This window comes from Streptomyces sp. NPDC006197 (genome assembly GCF_040613865.1).
Taxonomy (GTDB): domain Bacteria; phylum Actinomycetota; class Actinomycetes; order Streptomycetales; family Streptomycetaceae; genus Streptomyces.
This window is the reverse complement of sequence record NZ_JBEXSZ010000100.1, coordinates 13,161-30,242: the sequence shown is the minus strand read 5'-3', so window position 1 is coordinate 30,242 and position 17,082 is coordinate 13,161. Positions and strand designations below refer to the sequence as shown.

The following is a 17,082-nucleotide window of genomic DNA, read 5'->3' as shown; positions in this document are numbered from 1 at the left end:
TGGCGCCCTTCGTGCTGCGGCTGCGCCGCACCGACCGGCTGCGGTTAAGCGATCTGGAGGGCGAGGAGCTCGTCCTCGTACCCGATCCGGATCCGCGTCCCGACGTCGCGCAGCCCTCCGACGACTCCCCGGCCGCCCCGCCCCCGGACGTCCGCCCGGCGGCGGTCGGCCTCGCACCGGTCTACGTCGTCCTGGACACGTCGGCGGCGGCGGCCGGCTGCGTCACCCAACTGCGGGACGCGCTGCGCTCGTTGCAGACCCTGCTCGCCAACAGCCCGGACGTGGCCTCGGCCGTACGGCTGTCCGTGCTGACCTTCTCCGACACGGCCGACGTCCGGATGCCCCTCACGCAGGTGTCGTGGCAGACCGGTGTCCCCGACCTCCAGGCAGGAAACGGCTGCCGGTACGAACCCGTCTTCCGCCGCCTGCTGGAGCTCGTACCCCTGGAGACGGAACGGCTCAAACAGCAGGCACCGCGCGTGAACCGCCCGACCGTCTTCTTCCTCGCCGCGGGCGACCCCGAGGACGGCGGCCAGTGGCAGGCCGCGCAGCAGCAGCTGATGCAGCACCCCTACCGGCCGAACGTCGTCGCCTGCGGCATCGGCGCGATCGACCGGCGGACGGTGGCACGCATCGCCAGCCCCGCGGAGTTCGCCGTCGCGGCGAACGCGCACGCGGACCTCGCCGAGTCGGCGACGCAGTTCTCGATGCTCCTCCAGAACACCGTGCTCCACCTGGGACGAAGCGCGGTCGCCGGCTCCTCCGAGCTGCGGCTGGAACGTCCGCAGGGACTGAGCTCCGTCCAAGACCTCCAGTAGAGAGACGAGAAAGACATGTCCGAGACCCAGGGACAGTTACTGCCGGTGTACGTACTGGCGGACGAGTCCGGTTCCATGCACCCCTACGTCGGTGATCTCAACGCCGGGCTCGCCTCGCTGCACCGGGCCCTGCTCGGCGAACCGATGGCCGCGGCGAAGGTCCGCTTCTCGGTCCTGGGGTTCGCCAACAGTGTGACCGAGCGGCTGATCCTCGCCGACCTGCGGGCCGAGAGCGAGCTGCCCCGCCTCACGGCGAGCGGCGGTACGAGCTACGAGGCGGCCTTCACCGCGCTGCTGAGACGGATCCCGCAGGATGTGGACACGCTCAAGAGCCAGGGATACCGCGTGCACCGGCCCGCGGTGTTCTTCCTCAGTGACGGCCAGCCCAACACCGGAGAGGCGTGGCAGGACAGGCACCGGGAACTCACCGACCGTTCGGTGACCAAGGCGGCGCCCAACATCATCGCCTGCGGCATCGGCCAGGCCGAGGCCGAGACGATGCTCAGCGTCGCCACGCAGGCGGAGTTCGCCTTCGTCTCGGTGCCCGGCGCCCAACTGGGAGAGTCCATCGCCCGGTTCTTCACCGCGCTCACCCGGAGCGTGGTGCAGTCCGGCAACGCGATGGCGTCGGGCCAGGCGGAGCTGGTGGTCGAGCGGCCGGAAGGCTTCCGGCTCGCGATTGACGAGGTGTGAACGTGGCGTCCTTGTTCCGCCGCAGACGGGAGGACGAGGGGGAGCCCTCCGAGCCCTCCTCCGCTGCCGCCGAATCCGCTGCCGCCGAATCCTCCGCCGTCGAATCCTCCGCCGCCGGACCCCCGGCGGGGGAGCCGTCGCCCGACGGCCGTGTCCCGGCCGCACCCGGGGACGGGTTCCCCGCTCCGCCCCCGGCGGGCGGACCGCGTTCCGTACCGCCGATGCCGCTGCACGAGCCGGGACCGGGTCCCGGCTCCCCGGCGGACCCGGGACACACGCCCCCGTCCCCCGCCCGTCACGCGCGTTCGTCGGGGCACGGAGCGGCCTCCGGCTCCGGGCCGTCGGCCGGCCACCAGGCGCACTCGGCCGGTCACCTGGCGCCGCCGGCCGGTCACCAGGCGCCACCGGGGCAGGCGCGGCCGGTGGCGCCCGTCCCGCCGCACCGGCAGCCGGACCCCGGTGCCTCGACGCCCGTACGGAGAACGCGGGAGCCCCGCTCCCCGGGGTCACCGCGGCCGGTCTGGGAACGTGCCGCGCTCGGCAGGCCCGCCGCCGAATTCGAGCCGAAGCCGCCGCCCGCGGACCCGTACCGCCCCGACACGCTGTTCGACGGCTGGTCCACCCCGGGGCTCACCGTCCGCCTGGCCTCCGTACGCGGTGACGCGCACCGCTTCAGCGGGCAGCCACGCCAGGACGACATCGTGGTGGCGGCTCACGAACCGACCGATGCGGTGGTGTTCGCCGTGGCGGACGGCGTCTCGGCGGCTCCCCAGTCGCATGTGGGTGCCGCGCTGGCCTGCCGTACCGCCGTCGCCGACGTGCTGCGGCAGCTGGACGAGGGACGGCCGCAGGTCGACTGGAACCGGGCCGTGTCGGCGGCCGCGTACCAGCTGTTCATGCGGGTGACCCGCGGTCCGGAACCGACCCCGGAGCAGAGACAGGAGGCCCAGGCCCTGCTGGCCACGACCCTGGTGACGGGCGTCGTGCGGCTCGCCGGGAGCGGACAGCTGGAGGTCAATCTGGTGCACGTCGGGGACAGCGGCGCCTGGATGCTCCACGAGAGCCGCTTCCACCCCCTGCTGGGCGACGGGAAGGAGAGCGCGGACGGGGTCTTCTCCTCCGCGGTGCAGGCGCTGCCGCGGGTGCCACGGCAGATCGAGGGAACCTGGTACACGGTTCCCGAGGACGGGGTGCTGCTGGTCGGGACGGACGGGTTCGGCGATCCGCTGGGCGACGGCACGGGCACCGTCGGGGAGAGGATGGCGTTCGAACTGGGCCGTCCGCCGCGTGAGCCGTTGGCCCTCGCCCTGCTGCTCGACTTCTCCCGGGAGACCTTCGACGACGACCGGACGCTGCTGGCCGTCTGGCCGCGTCACCGCCTCGACGAGAGCGGAGGCCGCAAAGCCGCGCCGGCCCGACCAGGCGGAACGGCGGGATGAACGGCGCGTACCCCGGAGCCATGGACATCGGCCGGGTGGTGAAGGAGCGCGAGATCGCGGCCGGCGGTCAGGGCGTGGTGTGGGCGGTCAAGGACCGGACCATCAACGGGTCCTGGCCGGTGGCCTACAAGGAGTACCGCGCGGAGTTCCGGTCTCAGGTGGACGCCGGGGTCCTCGCCGCCATGGTGGACTTCGTCCCTTCTCTGGAGCGCGGCACCGGCGAGTGGCTGGCGAACTGCACGGCCTGGCCGGCGGGTCTGGTCGTCGATTCCTCCGGGGTGCGCGGATTCCTGATGCGCCGGATCCCCCCGCGGTTCACCCGCACGCTCGCCTTCGATCCGGGTGTGGAGAGGGCGGCGGCCTTCGAGTACCTGCTGAACAATGCCGTGTATCTCAGGACGGCGGGCATCACGATCACCCCCCGGCAGAGGTTCGAGCTGCTGCTGGACCTCGCGCGCACACTCGGACGACTGCATTCCCTGGGGGTCGTCGTCGGGGACATCTCGCCGAAGAACATGTTCTTCGCCCTCGACGGGACGCCCGGTTGCTTCCTCATCGACTGCGACGCGATGGTGCTGCACGGCCGTTCGATGCTGCCGCAGGTCGAGACCCCCGGTTGGGAGGTGCCCTCGGGCGAACCCAAGGGCACCCTGGCGAGCGACGCGTACAAGCTCGGACTGCTGGCCGCGAGGCTCTTCGCCGGCAGCCAGGACGGGCGGGATCTCCGCGTACTGACCGCCACCGACCCGGCCGTGGGGCGGCTGGCCGAGCTGAGCCTGTCCGCCGACCCCGCCCGGCGACCGGCGCCGGAGCAGTGGCTGAACGCGCTGGCCGACGCGATCGCCACGGCACCCGCGACGCTTCCGCAGGCCCCCTCGCCCTCCTCCGCGCCGCGGAACACGGCGGGCACGGCGTCACCACCGCAGGGCGCCCACCGGCCGCCACAGGGCACCGCTCGGCCGCCGCAGCCGCCGCGGACCGTGCCCAACACCCCGCCCACGGCCCCCCGGCCTCCCCGGATGGCACGGCCGATGCCACCCCAGCCGGCCAAGTCCAACGCCGGCAAGTGGTTCGTCGCGATCGTGCTGCTCGTCCTCGCCCTCGTCTACGGTCCCGACCTCTACGAGAAGATCGAGGAAGGGGCCCGGTCCGGCAGCTCCGGCTCCTCGGGCCAGGGCTCCGGATCCGACGGCTCCGGCTCGGCCGCTCCGGACACCGAGGAAGGACAGGCACGTGCCCTGAACGACCTGCTGGAGCGGAACAAGGGCAACCGCGGCAGCGTCGGCGAGGCCGTCCGCCGGATGACCACCTGCCCGGGACGTTCCGGGCTCCTGGAGGCCAAGGAGGTGTTCGAGGAAGCCGCATCCGCGCGGGACGGGCTCTTGCGGGATCTGGAGGCGCTCGACGCGGATCTGCTGCCCGCCTCCATGACGAGTGACCTCGAATCCGGCTGGCAGGCGTCGGCCGCCGCCGACCGTGCCTACGCGCGGCTGGCGGAGGAGATGACGAGCGGCTGTACGCCCGAGGCCGTGCTGGCCTCCTCGCAGTGGCAGGAGGCGTCCGGTGCCAGCACACGGGCGACCCGTGCGAAGAAGGACTTCGTGTCCGGCTGGAACGCGATGGCCGAGGAGCACGGGCTGGCCACGATGTCCTGGGACGAGGTGTGACCGCACCCCGCCCGGTCCGGGCTGATCCGCCGGACGGTTCCTTCCCTGATCCGCGATCCGCCGGGCGGTTCCTTCCCTGATCCGCGATCCGCCGGGCGGTCCCTAATGCCCGGCGGTGCTCAGCCTTTTCAGTTCGTCCGGCTGGTCGATGGTCAGCTTGTTGCGTCCCGTCGTCACCCAGCCGTGCCTGCGCCACTGTTCGAAGACACGGCTGACCGTCCGCCGGGAGCTGAGGACGAGACCGGCGAAATCGTCCTGGGACAGCGGCAGGGTGATGAGCACGGAGCTGTTGCCCACGGGGCGGCCGTGCTCCGCACCGAGTTCCAGCAGCAGTGCGGCGAGTCTGGCCTGGACGGCCTCGGAACCGGCGGCGGCCCGGTAGCCGTCCGCCTCGCGCAGGCGCTCGGAGAGCACCTGCTGGAGCGCGAACGCGATGGCGGGCGTGGACCGGACAGCGGCACGGAACAGGGACGAGGGGATCGTCAGGGCCTCGACCCGGGTCAGCGAGGTGAGCGTGGCGGAGCGCGGTCCGCCGTCCAGTGCGGCCTGCTCGCCCAACAGGTCTCCGGCGTTGCGGATGGCGAGCACCGCCTGGTAGCCCGCGGCGGAGTTGGCGGTGACCTTGACGCAGCCGCGCCGGACGACGAGCAGATGGTCGGTGAGGTCGTACTGCCGCAGCAGGGTCCCCTTGGACGGGAAGGCCACCATGCTGCCGATGCCGAGCAGTTCGGCCCTGCCGTCGTCGTCGAGCAGGGACCAGAAGGGCATCCGACGCGGGCGGCGGTGCGGTGCGCTGTCCGGAGAGGCCATTTCAGACGAGGGCGCGGTACGGGGCGGGGGCGGTGGACGCCATGGCCGGGGCGGCGGACGTCTCGGCGTCCACCGTGCGGGCCGACTCGTGGAGCGAGGCGTGGATCTGCCGGGCGGTCTTCGGCGCCTCGGTCCGGGACTCTTCCTTCGACACTGGAGCATCCCCCGATTCTCGAACTCCGTCGTCATGAAGGCCGCCGGGAACACGTACCCGACCGTCATGCACACGGAGAGCTTACGGAAGGACGGCGTCCCGGACGAGCTGTCCGGGCAGGGGGTCTTGTCAGACGCCCCCTAGATCACCGGCGGGCGGCCCAGGCGGGTCATGTGGAGGACCGTGGTCCAGCGCATCGGGGTGCGGGGCCCGCCGGAGCGGCGGACGCCCTCCGCGAAGCCGCCGAACCAGGCCTTCAGACCCGGCAGCGAGCGGGTGCGGGCCAGGGTCAGGAGGGTCCAGACGCCGAGGTAGACGGGGACGAGCGGGACCGGCAGGTTGCGCTTGGCCAGCCAGACGCGGTTGCGGGCCGTCATCCGGTAGTAGACGGCGTGCCGGGCCGGGCTGGTCCTGGGGTGCTGGAGCAGGAGTTCCGGCGCGTACAGGACCTTCCAGCCCGCGTCGAGGGCCCGCCAGGCGAGGTCGGTCTCCTCGTGGGTGAAGAAGAAGTCCTCCGGCCAGCCGCCGATCCGGTCGAGCATCGGCATCGACAGGCCGTGGCCGCCGCCGAGGAAGGTGGTCACCTCGCCGCCGCGCAGCGGGTCCTTCGCCCCGAGGCGCGGGACGTGCCGGCGCTGGGTCTCGCCGGTCTCGTCGGCGATCCGGAACGAGACGATGCCGAGGTGCGGGTCCGCCTCGTACAGGTCGGCGAGGCGGCGGAAGACGTCCGTGTCGACGAGCAGGCCGTCGTCGTCGAGGTCCACCACGATGTCGACGTCGCCGAAGGAGCGCAGCGTCTCGATCGCGACGTTCCGCCCGCCGGAGACGCCCCGGTTCTCGGGGAGTTCGACCCCGGTGACGCCCTCGGGCAGGGCCGGGAGCGACCCCGTGCCGTTGCCGACGACGACGATCCGGGACGCGGGCTCGTCCTGGCCCGCCACGGCGTCGAGCAGCGCCCGCAGCTCGGCGGGGCGCGTGCCCATCGTCAGTACTGCCACACCCACACGAGGTCGCGCCACGACCCACTCCGTCCCATGAACCTGTGCACCAGAACCTGCTCCGGGCCGCGATGCTAACCGTCCGGTGACACCTTCCGTTCACCCGGACCACGGGTGTCGTGCACCGCGCGGAGGCGCGGAGGGGGGAGCGCGGCGAGGGGCGGGGCCGGGCGGCTCTACGCTGGTTCCCTTCCGTCAGGTTGATCGATCGTCGAAAGGGTGGTCTCCAGGTGCTGGTCGCGGACCGATATCGGCTTCATGTGTGTATCGGCCGGGGCGGCATGGGCGAGGTGTGGCAGGCCACCGACGAGGTCCTGGGCCGGCCCGTGGCCGTGAAGCTGATGCTGGCGCAGTCGACCGACCCCTCCGCCGGCGACCGCTTCCGGCTGGAGGCGCAGACCGCCGCACGGCTGAGCCACCCGCACGTGGTGGGCGTCTTCGACTTCGGCACCTGGGACGGAAAGCTGTTCCTGGTCATGGAGTTGGTGGAGGGCGACAGCCTCCAGGGGAGCCCGTCCGATCCGATGGTCCTGCCCGCCGAGCGCGTCGCGGTCGTCGCCGCGCACGCCGCCGCCGGCCTCGCGGCCGCGCACCGGCAGGGCGTGGTGCACCGGGACATCAAGCCGGGGAACCTGCTCGTCGACGCCGAGGGCACGGTCAAGCTGGCCGACTTCGGCATCGCGCGGTTCGTCGACGACCCCTCGGCCGCGCTCACGACGACCGGTCAGATCGTGGGCACGGGGCTGTACCTCGCGCCCGAGCGGGCCCTCGGGCAGCCCGCGTCGCCCGCCTCCGACGTGTACTCGCTGGGCTGCGTGCTGTACCAGCTGATCACCGGAAGACCCCCGTTCCGCGCGGACACCGCGACCGCGCTGCTGTACCAGCACATCGACACCGCCCCGGTGCCGCCGAGCCGCCTCGGGGCCGCGCTGCCGCCCGACTTCGAGACGTACCTGCTGAGCCTGCTCGCCAAGCAGCCGGAGCAGCGGCCCTCGGCGCAGGCGATCGCGGACTGGTTCTCCTCCGGAGCCTGGCGCGGGTCCGGATACCCCGGGGCCGCCCCCGTCGCGGGCCGGCCGCACGCACCCCACCAGCCCGCCGGGCCCGGGCCCGCCCTGACGCACGCGCCTCGCGGCTCCCACCAGCCGACCGGGGCCGCCCCCCTGCCCATGCCCGCGCCGGTGCACACGCCCGCGCCGACCCCGCCGCCGATGAACCGGCCGCCGGTGACCAGACCCGCGCCCGCCGCCCGGCGCCGCCAGGCCCCGGTGAGCAGCGGCGGCGGGCTCGCGGAGCTCTCCCGGCGCCGCCCGCGCAAGACGGCCGCGGTGGCCGGTGCCATCGCCTTCGTGGTCTTCCTGATCATCGGGATGGCCTGGCTGTCCTGACGGGGCCCCGGAGCGGCTCCCGGCTTGCCCCGGCGAGGCCCCCGACCGGCTCCCGGCTTGCCCCGGCGAGGCCCCCGACCGGCTCAGTACGGCGCTCAGTACGGCCTCGGTGCCATCACCCGCGGCTCCTCGTCCGCCGTCCCGAGCAGCAGGCAGCGCGGTACGCCGGGCCCCGGGGTCGCGCGCACGGTCACCGGCGTCGGCGGATCGGTCGGCAGCTCGATCGTGACGGTGACCGGGCGGTCGTCCCGGCCCGTGGCACGACCGGTCTCCTTGCCGTCGACGAGGACCTCGACGACCGGGGCGCGCCCGGTCCGGACGGTCACGGAGACCGAGTGCCCGAGGTGGTCGATGTGGAAGTGGTGGCGTGCTCTCATGGGCCGCCTCCGTACCGCCGGGGTGGACGCGTGCCGCCGGGGCGGGACGCGTACCTCCAGGGTAGGCGGTCGGGCGGCTCCCGGGCGTGTGCGGGCGGTCGCGGAGAGTGCGAAGGCGGTCCCGAGGGCCCCCTAGATCTCGCCCGACAGCGTGAACAGGCCGCGTCTCGCGCCCTCTTCGTAGGCCTCCCGCAGGTCCGGGTCGCCGAGCGGCGCCCCGAGCGCCTCCTCCCCACGCGCGCGCGTGACCACGCAGTACTCCGCCGGCCGGTACGAGGAGTCGAAGACCGAGGTGCGCAACAGGTCGACCGCGCCGAAGAGATGGGCCGCCGCGTCGCGCTTCCCGTCCACCGCCCGCAGCTGGGCCAGGAGTTCCGCCGCGCAGGCCGCGCCCACCGCGGAGCCGAGCCGCAGATGCTCGCGCAGGGCCCGCCGGGCGTACTCCGCGGCGCGCGCCCGGTCGCCGTCCCAGGCGCCGAGCTCGGCCCGCACGTGGTACGCCCAGGCATCGGCGAACACGTCACGGCCCACCCACGCCCGTCGGCTCTCCCGGTCCAGGTCCCCCTGGTCCAGCGCCTCCTGCGCGCCCTCCGGGTCGGAGCGGCACAGGGAGAGCGCGAGCCCGACCCAGCACGCCCGCCGGCTCGGCCCGAACTCCGGGTGTTCCTCCATCAGCGCGAGGGCCTCCCGGAACTCGGCCGCCGCCGCGCGCGTACGCCCCTGGTAGAGGGCGGTCGCGCCGCGCAGATGGGCCAGGAGCGACAGGCAGCGCTCGTCGCCGTCCCGTACGGCCGCCGCCCAGGCCTGTGCGAGGAGCGGGTCGGCGTCCTCGGGGCGGCCCGACTCCAGCTCCAGGAAGGCCGCCAGCCACAGGGCGCGGGCGGACGGCGGTCCGGCGTGCAGGCTGAGGGCGTGCCGCAGCCGGGCGCGGCCCTCGGCGGTCCGCCCGCAGGCCACCCACAGGAACCACAGGGAGACCGCGATCTCGACGGACGTCTCGGCCTCGGCATTCGGCGACAGCGGTGCGGTCGTCGGGTCCATGGCGGCGACCAGGTCCGGGAGTTCGCGCAGCGCGAGGTCCCGGGCGTCGACCTGCCGGCCCCGCTGCCACCAGTCGGAGGCCCGCCGGGCCACCTTCACGCACCATCTGCGGTGGTGCAGGAGGACGGCCCAGCGGTCGCCGCGCGCGGTGAGCCTGCGGGCGCCGACGGCCCGCATCGGGTGCGGCATCCAGTAGCGGGGCAGGCCGTCCTCGCCGTCGAAGAGGTCGTCGACGGGGAGGAGGGCGAGGGGCGTGAGCCGGTCCAGGACCGGCTGGATCGCCCCGGCGGGCAGCGTCCCGGAGGCGCAGACCTCGCGGACGGCCTCCCGGCCGAAGGCCCCCTCGAAGACGGACAGCCGCTCCCACAGGAGCTGTTCGGCCGGGCCGCAGCTCTCGTAGCCGCGCTCGGCCGCGGCGATCTGGTCAAGGCCTATGTGTTCGCCCCACAGGCGTTCAGTCTCCGGTGGTTCTCCGGCCCACATGTACTCCAGCCCCCGTGTCACTTCTCCGCCCGCTCCTGTGATTCACGACGGATTCGATGGAAAACGGCCCACGCCGCGGCTTGAATGCATGTGCCCTGGTCCACATCCTGGGGCCTTCCCGTGCCCGCACCCAGGGTTTCCCCGGGATCGACCAAGGAGGCACATGCATACCAGGGAATCCGTCCTCGGAGAGGTGGATCTGGCACTGATCCACGCACTGCAGCTCGCACCGCGGGCCAGCTGGACGCAGCTCTCCGGCGTGCTCGCGGTGAGCCCGGACACGCTCGCCCGGCGCTGGGAGGCCCTCACCGCCGGAGGGTACGCCTGGAGTTCGCTGCTCGCGGCCCGGCGCGGCACGGAGGCCAACCTGTACGCGTGGGTGGAGCTGGAGTGCGTCGCCGGAGCCGCCGAGGCCACCGCGATCGAGGTGGCGGGCGATCCGTGCACCCTCGGCGTCCACCAGGTGACCGGCGAGGCCGATCTGGTGCTGCTCGTCAACTGCCCGGACCTCCATGCCCTCGACGGCTACCTCGCCGGCCGGGTGCGACGACTCCCCGGGGTGCTCAGGGCCCGCACACAGGTCGTCACCCAGCTGCACAACCGCCCGTACCGCTCACGGATCGAGCAGCTCACCCCGGCGCAGACGCAGCACCTCACCGAGCTCACCGGCGGCGTCCGGCGGGCCCGGTCCTCCACGCGCGCGTACCCGCCCGTCACGGAGCTCGACCAGCGGATCGTCGCGGAGCTGGCGGGGGACGCCCGGCGCAGCGCCGCCGAACTGGCCCGGCAGTGCGGCACCAGCGAGTCGACCGTGCGCCGCAGGCTGGACGCCCTCGGCGCGGCCGGTGCCGTCCACCACCACTGCCTGCCGGCCCCGCGCTTCTCCGGACGGCCGGTGTGGGCGCTGGTCATGGCGGACGTACCGCCCCTGGAGGTGGCCGAGTCGGTGGCCTCGCTGACCCGGCTCCGCCAGACCCGCGTGATCACCTCGGTCACCGGTCCGCACAACCTGGCCCTCGCGATGTGGCTCCGTACGGTCGAGGAGCTCCACGACGTGACGGCGGCGCTGGTGCGGGCCGCGCCGGCGCTGCGGATCACGGGCACCGCGGTGTCCCTGCGCACCCACAAGATCGGGGCGCAGGTCCTCGGGCCGGACGGCCGGCGCACCCATCACGTGCGGCCGGCGACCGGCTCCTGACAGGACGCCCGGCGCCCCGCCGCACCACTCGACGGTGGACCCCGGCGGCGGGCGGGCCGTCACCAGGATCGGGCCGGGCGGGACGCCTCGACCGAGTACATCGGGATCGGGCCGGGCGGGACGCCTCGACCGAGCGCACCGGGATCAGGCCGGGCGGGACGCCTTGACCGAGTACATCAGGGGGATGCGGGGGCGGCCCGCGGGGAAGCGGTAGTAGCCGTCCTCGTGCCGCTGGAGGGCGCCGTAGCGGGGGACGAGCGAGCCGTCGTGCTCGTGCAGGAACTCGATGCGCAGACCGGCCTTCGCGAGGGCCGTGACGACCTCGCCGACCGGGTGCACCCACTCCACGCTGCGGTTGTGGACGGTGACGGCGTCGAGGTCGGCGTACGTCCCCGGAGTGGTGTCCACCCACGGGTCGCGGACGAAGTAGTCGTGCACGACCCGGCTGCCGGTCTCGTCGTCGAGCGAGTCCGTCAGCGGATGGAACTCGGCCACGTAGAGGAAGCCGCCCGGGGCGACGAGGGAGGCGGCGGTCTCCGCCCAGCGCTCGAGGTCGGGCAGCCAGCACAGCGCCCCGGTGCCGGTGTAGACGATGTCGTACGACCGGTCCGGGACGGCCTCGGCGGCGTCGTACACGTCGGCGGCGACGAAGGCGGCCCGCTCCTGCGAGAGGCCCAGGTCGGCGGCGAGCGAGCGGGCGGTCTCGACGGCCGGCTCGGAGAAGTCCAGGCCGACGACGTGCGAGGCGCCGTGCCGGGCCCAGGAGAGGGTGTCCAGACCGATGTGGCACTGAAGGTGGAGCAGGGAGCGCCCGGTGACGTCGCCGACCTCCGCGAGCTCGAAGTCCCGCAGGGCGTCCTTGCCCGCGCGGAAGGCGTCGAGGTCGTAGAACTCGCTGGCGGCGTGGATCGGGACGCGCTCGTCCCACCTCGCGCGGTTGGCCTCGTGCCAGTCCTCGGGCGTCGGAGAGTACATGTCGGCGAGGTTATCCACAGGCTGCGGGCGACGCGACCCGATTGTCGGCGGCGCGGAGCATGATGGATGCCATGACTACCGAGAGCAAGCACATCGACACCCCCGTCTGGGAGCAGCGCTTCCGGGCGCCCCGCGTCTCCCTGCCCGAGTGGGCCGAGGAGGCCCCGGACCGCTCACTCTTCGTGTCCAACGCGACGGGGACGTACGAGCTGTACGCCTGGGACCGGGCGAGCGGCGGGCAGCGGCAGGTCACGGACCGGCCGAACGGGACGACGGACGGGGCGCTGTCGCCGGACGGCGCCTCGATCTGGTGGTTCGCGGACACCGACGGGGACGAGTTCGGGGTGTGGATGCGCCAGCCGTTCGCGGGCGGCGAGGACGAGCCGGCCGTGCCCGGCCTCGCCCCGTCCTACCCCGCCGGGCTCGCCATCGGCCGGGAGGGCACGGTCGTGGTGGGCCGGTCCACGGACGAGGAGGGCTCGACGGTCCATCTCGTACGGCCCGGGGCGGGCGCCCCGGTCGAGATCTACCGGCACCGGGAGTCGGCCGGCGTCGGCGACCTGTCCTACGACGGCTCGCTGATCGCGATCGAGCACACCGAGCACGGCGACGCGATGCACTCGGCGCTGCGCGTGCTGCGCGCCTCGGACGCGGGCGTGGTGGCCGAGCTCGACGACACCAAGGGCGGCACGGAGGAGCTGGGGCTCACGGTCCTCGGCTTCGCCCCGCTGCCCGGGGACACCCGGCTGCTCGTCGGCCACCAGCGGCGCGGCCGCTGGGAGCCGATGCTCTGGGACGTGGCGACGGGCACCGAGACCGACCTGCGGCTCGATCTGCCGGGCGACGTGTCGGCGGAGTGGTATCCGGACGGCTCGGGCCTGCTGATCGTGCACGGCTTCGAGGCCCGCAGCGAGCTGTGGCGGTACGAGATCGCGACCGGCGCCCTGGTCCGGGTGGAGACCCCGGCCGGTTCGGTGTCGAGCGCGACAGCCCGGCCCGACGGCTCCGTGGAGTACCTGTGGTCCTCGGCCGCCGAGCCGCCGGTGGTGCGCTCCACGGCCGGCGGCGTCGTCCTCGACCCGCCCGGCCCGAAGGCGCCGCCGTCGGTGCCCGTGGAGGACGTGTGGGTGGACGGCCCCGGCGGGAGGGTCCACGCGCTCGTGCAGCGCCCGGTGGAGGGCGAGGGCCCCTTCCCGACGGTCTTCGAGGTGCACGGCGGCCCGGCCTGGCACGACAGCGACGCCTTCGCGTCGGGCCCGGCGGCCTGGGTGGACCACGGGTACGCGGTGGTGCGGGTCAACTACCGGGGCTCCACGGGGTACGGCCGGGAGTGGACGGACGCGCTCAAGCACCGGGTCGGTCTGATCGAGCTGGAGGACATCGCGGCGGTCCGCTCCTGGGCCGTGGAGAGCGGCCTCGCGGACCCGGCGCGGCTCGTGCTGGCCGGGGGCTCCTGGGGCGGCTACCTCACGCTGCTCGGTCTGGGCACCCAGCCGGACGACTGGGCGGTCGGTCTCGCGGCCGTGCCCGTCGCGGACTACGTCACGGCGTACGAGGACGAGATGGAGGCCCTGAAGGCGCTGGACCGGACGCTCCTGGGCGGTTCCCCGGAGGAGGTGCCCGAGCGGTACGCGGCCTCGTCGCCGCTGACGTACGTGGACGCGGTGAAGGCCCCGGTGCACGTGTCGGCCGGTGTCAACGACCCGCGCTGCCCGATCCGGCAGATCGACAACTACGTCGACCGGCTGGCGGCCCGGGGCGCGGTCCACGAGGTGTACCGGTACGACGCGGGCCACGGCTCCCTGGTGGTGGAGGAGCGGATCAAGCAGGTCGCCCTGGACCTGGACTTCGCGGCGAGACACCTGGGGACCACCCCGCCGGTCCGGGGAGGCGCCGTGGGCTCGGCCTGACCGGCCGGCGCCCGGGGGCCCGGTCGTCGAAGGGGGTCGTCGTCGGGGGCGTCGGGGGGCGGTCGTCGAAGGGGGTCGTCGTCGGGGGGCGGGGCCGCTTGCGTACCGTGGGGGGCGTGTACCGGTTCCTGAGAACGCCCCGCTGGTGGGGGATCAACGTCTTCGTCCTCCTCGCGATCCCGTTCTGCGTCTTCATGGGGACCTGGCAGCTCGGCAAGTTCGAGGAACGCGTCGACTCCCATCGGGAGGCCGAGCGGCGGCCCGCCGCGAGCGCGGAGAAGGCCGAGCCGCTGGACTCCCTGCTGCCGGTGGACAAGGAGACCTCGGGTCGCTCGGCGCAGGCGCGCGGCCGGTTCGGGGAGCAGTTCCTCGTGCCGGACCGCGAGTTGGACGGGCGCACCGGCTCGTACGTCCTGACGCTGCTCAAGACCGACGGCGGCCGGTCGCTGCCGGTGGTCCGGGGCTGGCTCCCCACGGGCGCGAAGGCCCCCGCCCCGCCGTCGGGCGAGGTGACGGTGGTGGGCGCGCTCCAGGCCTCGGAGAACCCGGGCACGGAGGGCGTCCACGCGGCGGGCGGGCTGCCCGAGGGGCAGCTCGGCATGATCAGCGCGGCGTCCCTGGTGAACGTGGTCACGGACGACGTCTACGACGCCTGGATCACCCTCGCGGACTCCCCCGCCGGGCTCACGCCGGTCCCGGCGGTGGCCGCGGCGGGCACGGGCCTGGACGCGAAGGCCTTCCAGAACCTCGGCTACACGGCCGAGTGGTTCGTCTTCGCGGGCTTCGTCGTCTTCATGTGGTTCCGCCTCGTACGCCGCGAGGCGGAGGCCTCCCGCGACGAGGCACTGGGCCTGTAGGACTCACCTGGTCCCGCGGCCGGCAGGCCGCCCTGGCAGCAGCCGGCGGCGGTCGGCGGGCTCAGGAGCCCGCACGGTCGGGGGCTCAGCTGCCGGCGGCGGTCGGTGGGCTCAGGAGCCCGCCAGGACTCCGGTGCGGTAGATGGTGCCGGCGCAGGCGTTCGGGATGACGGCCGAGGCCGTGGGGCCGCCCGGCTCCGCGGTGTGGCTGACCACGACGCTGCCGTCCGCCGGAGCACCGTCCTCGCCGAGCAGCTGGGGTGCCGCGCCGGCGCCCTCTTCGGCTCCGGCCCCGGAGCCGCCGGGGTCGGTGCCGCCCGCCCCGCTCGTCGGGTCGTCCGTCGGGCGGGTCTGTGTCGGGGTCGGGGTCGGGTCCGGCGTGGCGGGCGGTTCGGTCGGGGTGGTCGGCGTGGGCGTCGGGGTGGTGCCGGTCGTCGGGCAGGTGTCGCTCGGCACCCAGGCGAACTTCACCTCGTAGCTGCCGCTCGGCTTCAGGGCGATCGCGGACGACTCCTGCGAGGGGTCGGGCAGTCCGCTGCCGTCGCCCGAGGTGTGTCGGACCACCGAGATCCGGCCCGGGTCCGCCGCCCCCCTGGCTTCGAAGCCGACGAGGCCCGCGCCGTCCACCAGGCAGGCCCGGCCGGAGACGTTGGAGATGCGGAAGGTGCCGTAGACCCTGCCCTCGGCGTCGGGCCCGCCGACTCCCTCGCCGGCGACGCCGAGCTGGTCGGCGGTGCACCGCGGGGTGGTGGCGGGGTCGGCGCCCAGCGTCTGGTGCGAGCCGTCGCCGGAGGCGCCGGAGCCCGGCTGCTGCGGCTTGCCGGAGGCGCCGTCGGCCCCGCCGGGGCGCGGCGGGACGCTGCTCTCGGGGGCCGTGGAGCTCTGGCCGTCCTCGACGCCGGTCTCAGTGCCGGTGCCGCCCTGGGCCTGCTCGCCGTGGCCGGCGTTCACCGGGTTGGCGGCGGAGAGGCCGCCCGAGGAGGCGACGTGCACGAAGGCGGGGACGGCCGTGCCGATGAGAACGGCGGCGGCCGCGGCGCCGACGACGGCCTGCCGCTTGCGGGCGCGCCGCGCGGGCACGGCGCGGCGCAGGTGCTCCAGCGAGCCGAGGGAGGGCTCCATGCCGCCCACGGCTTCCTGGAAGAGCCGCCGCAGCGCGAGTTCGTCGTCGCCCTCGCCGAGTCCGGGCTCGATGTTCACCATGCGCTGTCCACTCAGCTCGTCACGTTCATCCGGGGCGTCGGGATTCTCCGAGGCGGAGGCCGGGGCGGCGGCGGGCGCGGTGTGGTCCTCGCGCGCCGTCTCGGCGGCACGCCTCTCGGGGACGTCGTCGCCGGCACCGTTCTCGTGGGCCACGCCGTCCTCGCGGGGTGCCTCGCTCATGTCGTCGCTCCCATCGCGACGCGCAGCGCCGCGATGCCCCGCGAACCGTACGCCTTCACCGAGCCCAGGGATATCCCGAGCGTCTCGGCGACCTGGACCTCGGTCATGTCGGAGAAGTACCGCAGGGCGAGCACCTCGCGCTGGCGCCGCTGGAGTCCGCGCATCGCCCTGATCAGGTCCTCGCGCTCCAGCTGCTCGTACGCCCCCTCCTCCGCGCTGGCCATGTCCGGCATCGGCTTGGACAGCAGCTTCAGGCCGAGGATGCGGCGGCGGAGCGCGGACCGGGAGAGGTTCACCACGGTCTGGCGCAGGTAGGCGAGCGTCTTCTCGGGCTCGCGCACCCGCTTGCGGGCCGAGTGGACGCGGATGAAGGCCTCCTGGACGACGTCCTCGCAGGAGGCCGTGTCGTCGAGGAGCAGCGCGGCGAGGCCGAGCAGCGACCGGTAGTGGGCGCGGTAGGTCTCGGTGAGGTGGTCGACGGTGGTGCCGGCGGCCGGGGCGGTCTCGGTGCTCCGGCGGGGCGACGGGATGCCGTCCACGCCGCCGGTGCGGGATCCGGTGGGCACGGGGGCGATCACCGGCATGCCGCCGAGCGCGCGCGGGCGCCTGAGCGGACGGACCGCGGAGCCGCGCACGGGGACGACGGCGCCGCTCCGCACGGGGAGCACCGCTGTGCCCGCGCCGCGCAGCGGGGCGATGCTTGCGATGTCGAGTACCTCTGCCACGCTTGTTGGACACGCTTTCCCCCGGCAGGGTTGTACGCGTACGCCACCTTTTTCGACGGCGACTTGTTCGTCCTCATGCGTAACCGTTCTCCCCCGATGCCCCGCTTCCAGCGTGTCCCGCGCCACACGGTCGTGGGTGCACGCAGAGACGCGCCCCGCCCAACTC

The 17,082-nt window shown here is 74.1% G+C and carries 16 protein-coding genes; 8 read left to right on the top strand and 8 right to left on the bottom strand.

What is annotated here, in order from left to right:
- The 4 genes from ABZ318_RS26925 to ABZ318_RS26910 form a co-directional block, all read left to right on the top strand.
- Positions 1–818 (top strand): hypothetical protein (locus ABZ318_RS26925; protein WP_356905056.1); only part of this gene is annotated, 818 nt, incomplete at its 5' end.
- Between the two features lie 15 nt (positions 819–833).
- Complete coding sequence (locus ABZ318_RS26920; protein WP_356905055.1) at positions 834–1,511, top strand: hypothetical protein; 678 nt, start codon at positions 834–836, stop codon at positions 1,509–1,511.
- A gap of 422 nt (positions 1,512–1,933) precedes the next feature.
- Positions 1,934–2,950, top strand: coding sequence for a protein phosphatase 2C domain-containing protein (locus tag ABZ318_RS26915; RefSeq protein WP_356905054.1), 1,017 nt, complete (start codon positions 1,934–1,936; stop codon positions 2,948–2,950).
- Positions 2,947–4,617 carry a hypothetical protein gene (locus ABZ318_RS26910; protein ID WP_356905053.1) on the top strand — a complete coding sequence of 557 codons (1,671 nt, stop codon included), beginning with the start codon at positions 2,947–2,949 and terminating at the stop codon, positions 4,615–4,617. Before ABZ318_RS26915 ends, ABZ318_RS26910 begins: the two co-directional genes overlap by 4 nt.
- Positions 4,618–4,719: 102 nt before the next feature.
- On the opposite strand, the gene ABZ318_RS26905 is transcribed toward ABZ318_RS26910, so the two are convergent.
- From ABZ318_RS26905 to ABZ318_RS26895, 3 genes are all read right to left on the bottom strand, one after another.
- Complete coding sequence (locus ABZ318_RS26905; protein WP_356905052.1) at positions 4,720–5,385, bottom strand: Crp/Fnr family transcriptional regulator; 666 nt, start codon at positions 5,383–5,385, stop codon at positions 4,720–4,722.
- Positions 5,386–5,428: 43 nt separating this feature from the next.
- Positions 5,429–5,581 (bottom strand): hypothetical protein, encoded by a 153-nt coding sequence (locus ABZ318_RS26900; RefSeq protein WP_356905051.1) that lies wholly within the window; start codon positions 5,579–5,581, stop codon positions 5,429–5,431.
- 140 nt (positions 5,582–5,721) lie between these two features.
- Positions 5,722–6,600 (bottom strand): glycosyltransferase family 2 protein, encoded by an 879-nt coding sequence (locus tag ABZ318_RS26895; protein ID WP_356905050.1) that lies wholly within the window; start codon positions 6,598–6,600, stop codon positions 5,722–5,724.
- Positions 6,601–6,809: 209 nt separating this feature from the next.
- Between ABZ318_RS26895 and ABZ318_RS26890 the strand changes: the two genes are divergently transcribed.
- On the top strand, positions 6,810–7,967 hold the full coding sequence (locus tag ABZ318_RS26890; protein WP_356905049.1) for a protein kinase: 1,158 nt from the start codon (positions 6,810–6,812) through the stop codon (positions 7,965–7,967).
- 95 nt (positions 7,968–8,062) lie between these two features.
- Here ABZ318_RS26890 and ABZ318_RS26885 read toward each other — a convergent pair whose 3' ends face one another.
- Complete coding sequence (locus ABZ318_RS26885) at positions 8,063–8,344, bottom strand: hypothetical protein (RefSeq protein WP_356905048.1); 282 nt, start codon at positions 8,342–8,344, stop codon at positions 8,063–8,065.
- 132 nt (positions 8,345–8,476) lie between these two features.
- Entirely contained in the window at positions 8,477–9,889 is a 1,413-nt protein-coding gene (locus tag ABZ318_RS26880) for a tetratricopeptide repeat protein (protein ID WP_356905047.1), read from the bottom strand.
- 142 nt (positions 9,890–10,031) lie between these two features.
- On the opposite strand from ABZ318_RS26880, the gene ABZ318_RS26875 reads away from it, so the two are divergent.
- Positions 10,032–11,066 carry an Lrp/AsnC family transcriptional regulator gene (locus ABZ318_RS26875; RefSeq protein ID WP_356905046.1) on the top strand — a complete coding sequence of 345 codons (1,035 nt, stop codon included), beginning with the start codon at positions 10,032–10,034 and terminating at the stop codon, positions 11,064–11,066.
- Positions 11,067–11,210: 144 nt separating this feature from the next.
- Here ABZ318_RS26875 and ABZ318_RS26870 read toward each other — a convergent pair whose 3' ends face one another.
- Positions 11,211–12,041 carry a class I SAM-dependent methyltransferase gene (locus ABZ318_RS26870; RefSeq protein WP_356905045.1) on the bottom strand — a complete coding sequence of 277 codons (831 nt, stop codon included), beginning with the start codon at positions 12,039–12,041 and terminating at the stop codon, positions 11,211–11,213.
- A 71-nt stretch (positions 12,042–12,112) separates the two neighbouring features.
- Between ABZ318_RS26870 and ABZ318_RS26865 the strand changes: the two genes are divergently transcribed.
- Both ABZ318_RS26865 and ABZ318_RS26860 read left to right on the top strand, forming a co-directional pair.
- Positions 12,113–13,951: a prolyl oligopeptidase family serine peptidase gene (locus tag ABZ318_RS26865; protein ID WP_356905044.1), complete on the top strand. Its 1,839-nt coding sequence runs from the start codon at positions 12,113–12,115 to the stop codon at positions 13,949–13,951.
- 116 nt (positions 13,952–14,067) lie between these two features.
- Positions 14,068–14,808, top strand: a complete 741-nt coding sequence (locus tag ABZ318_RS26860) for an SURF1 family protein (protein WP_356905043.1) — start codon at positions 14,068–14,070, stop codon at positions 14,806–14,808.
- Positions 14,809–14,919: 111 nt separating this feature from the next.
- Here the strand turns inward: ABZ318_RS26860 and ABZ318_RS26855 are convergent, their stop codons facing one another.
- Entirely contained in the window at positions 14,920–16,191 is a 1,272-nt protein-coding gene (locus ABZ318_RS26855; RefSeq protein ID WP_356905042.1) for a hypothetical protein, read from the bottom strand.
- Positions 16,188–16,916 carry a SigE family RNA polymerase sigma factor gene (locus tag ABZ318_RS26850; RefSeq protein WP_356905041.1) on the bottom strand — a complete coding sequence of 243 codons (729 nt, stop codon included), beginning with the start codon at positions 16,914–16,916 and terminating at the stop codon, positions 16,188–16,190. Before ABZ318_RS26850 ends, ABZ318_RS26855 begins: the two co-directional genes overlap by 4 nt.
- Between the last annotated feature and the right edge of the window lie 166 nt (positions 16,917–17,082).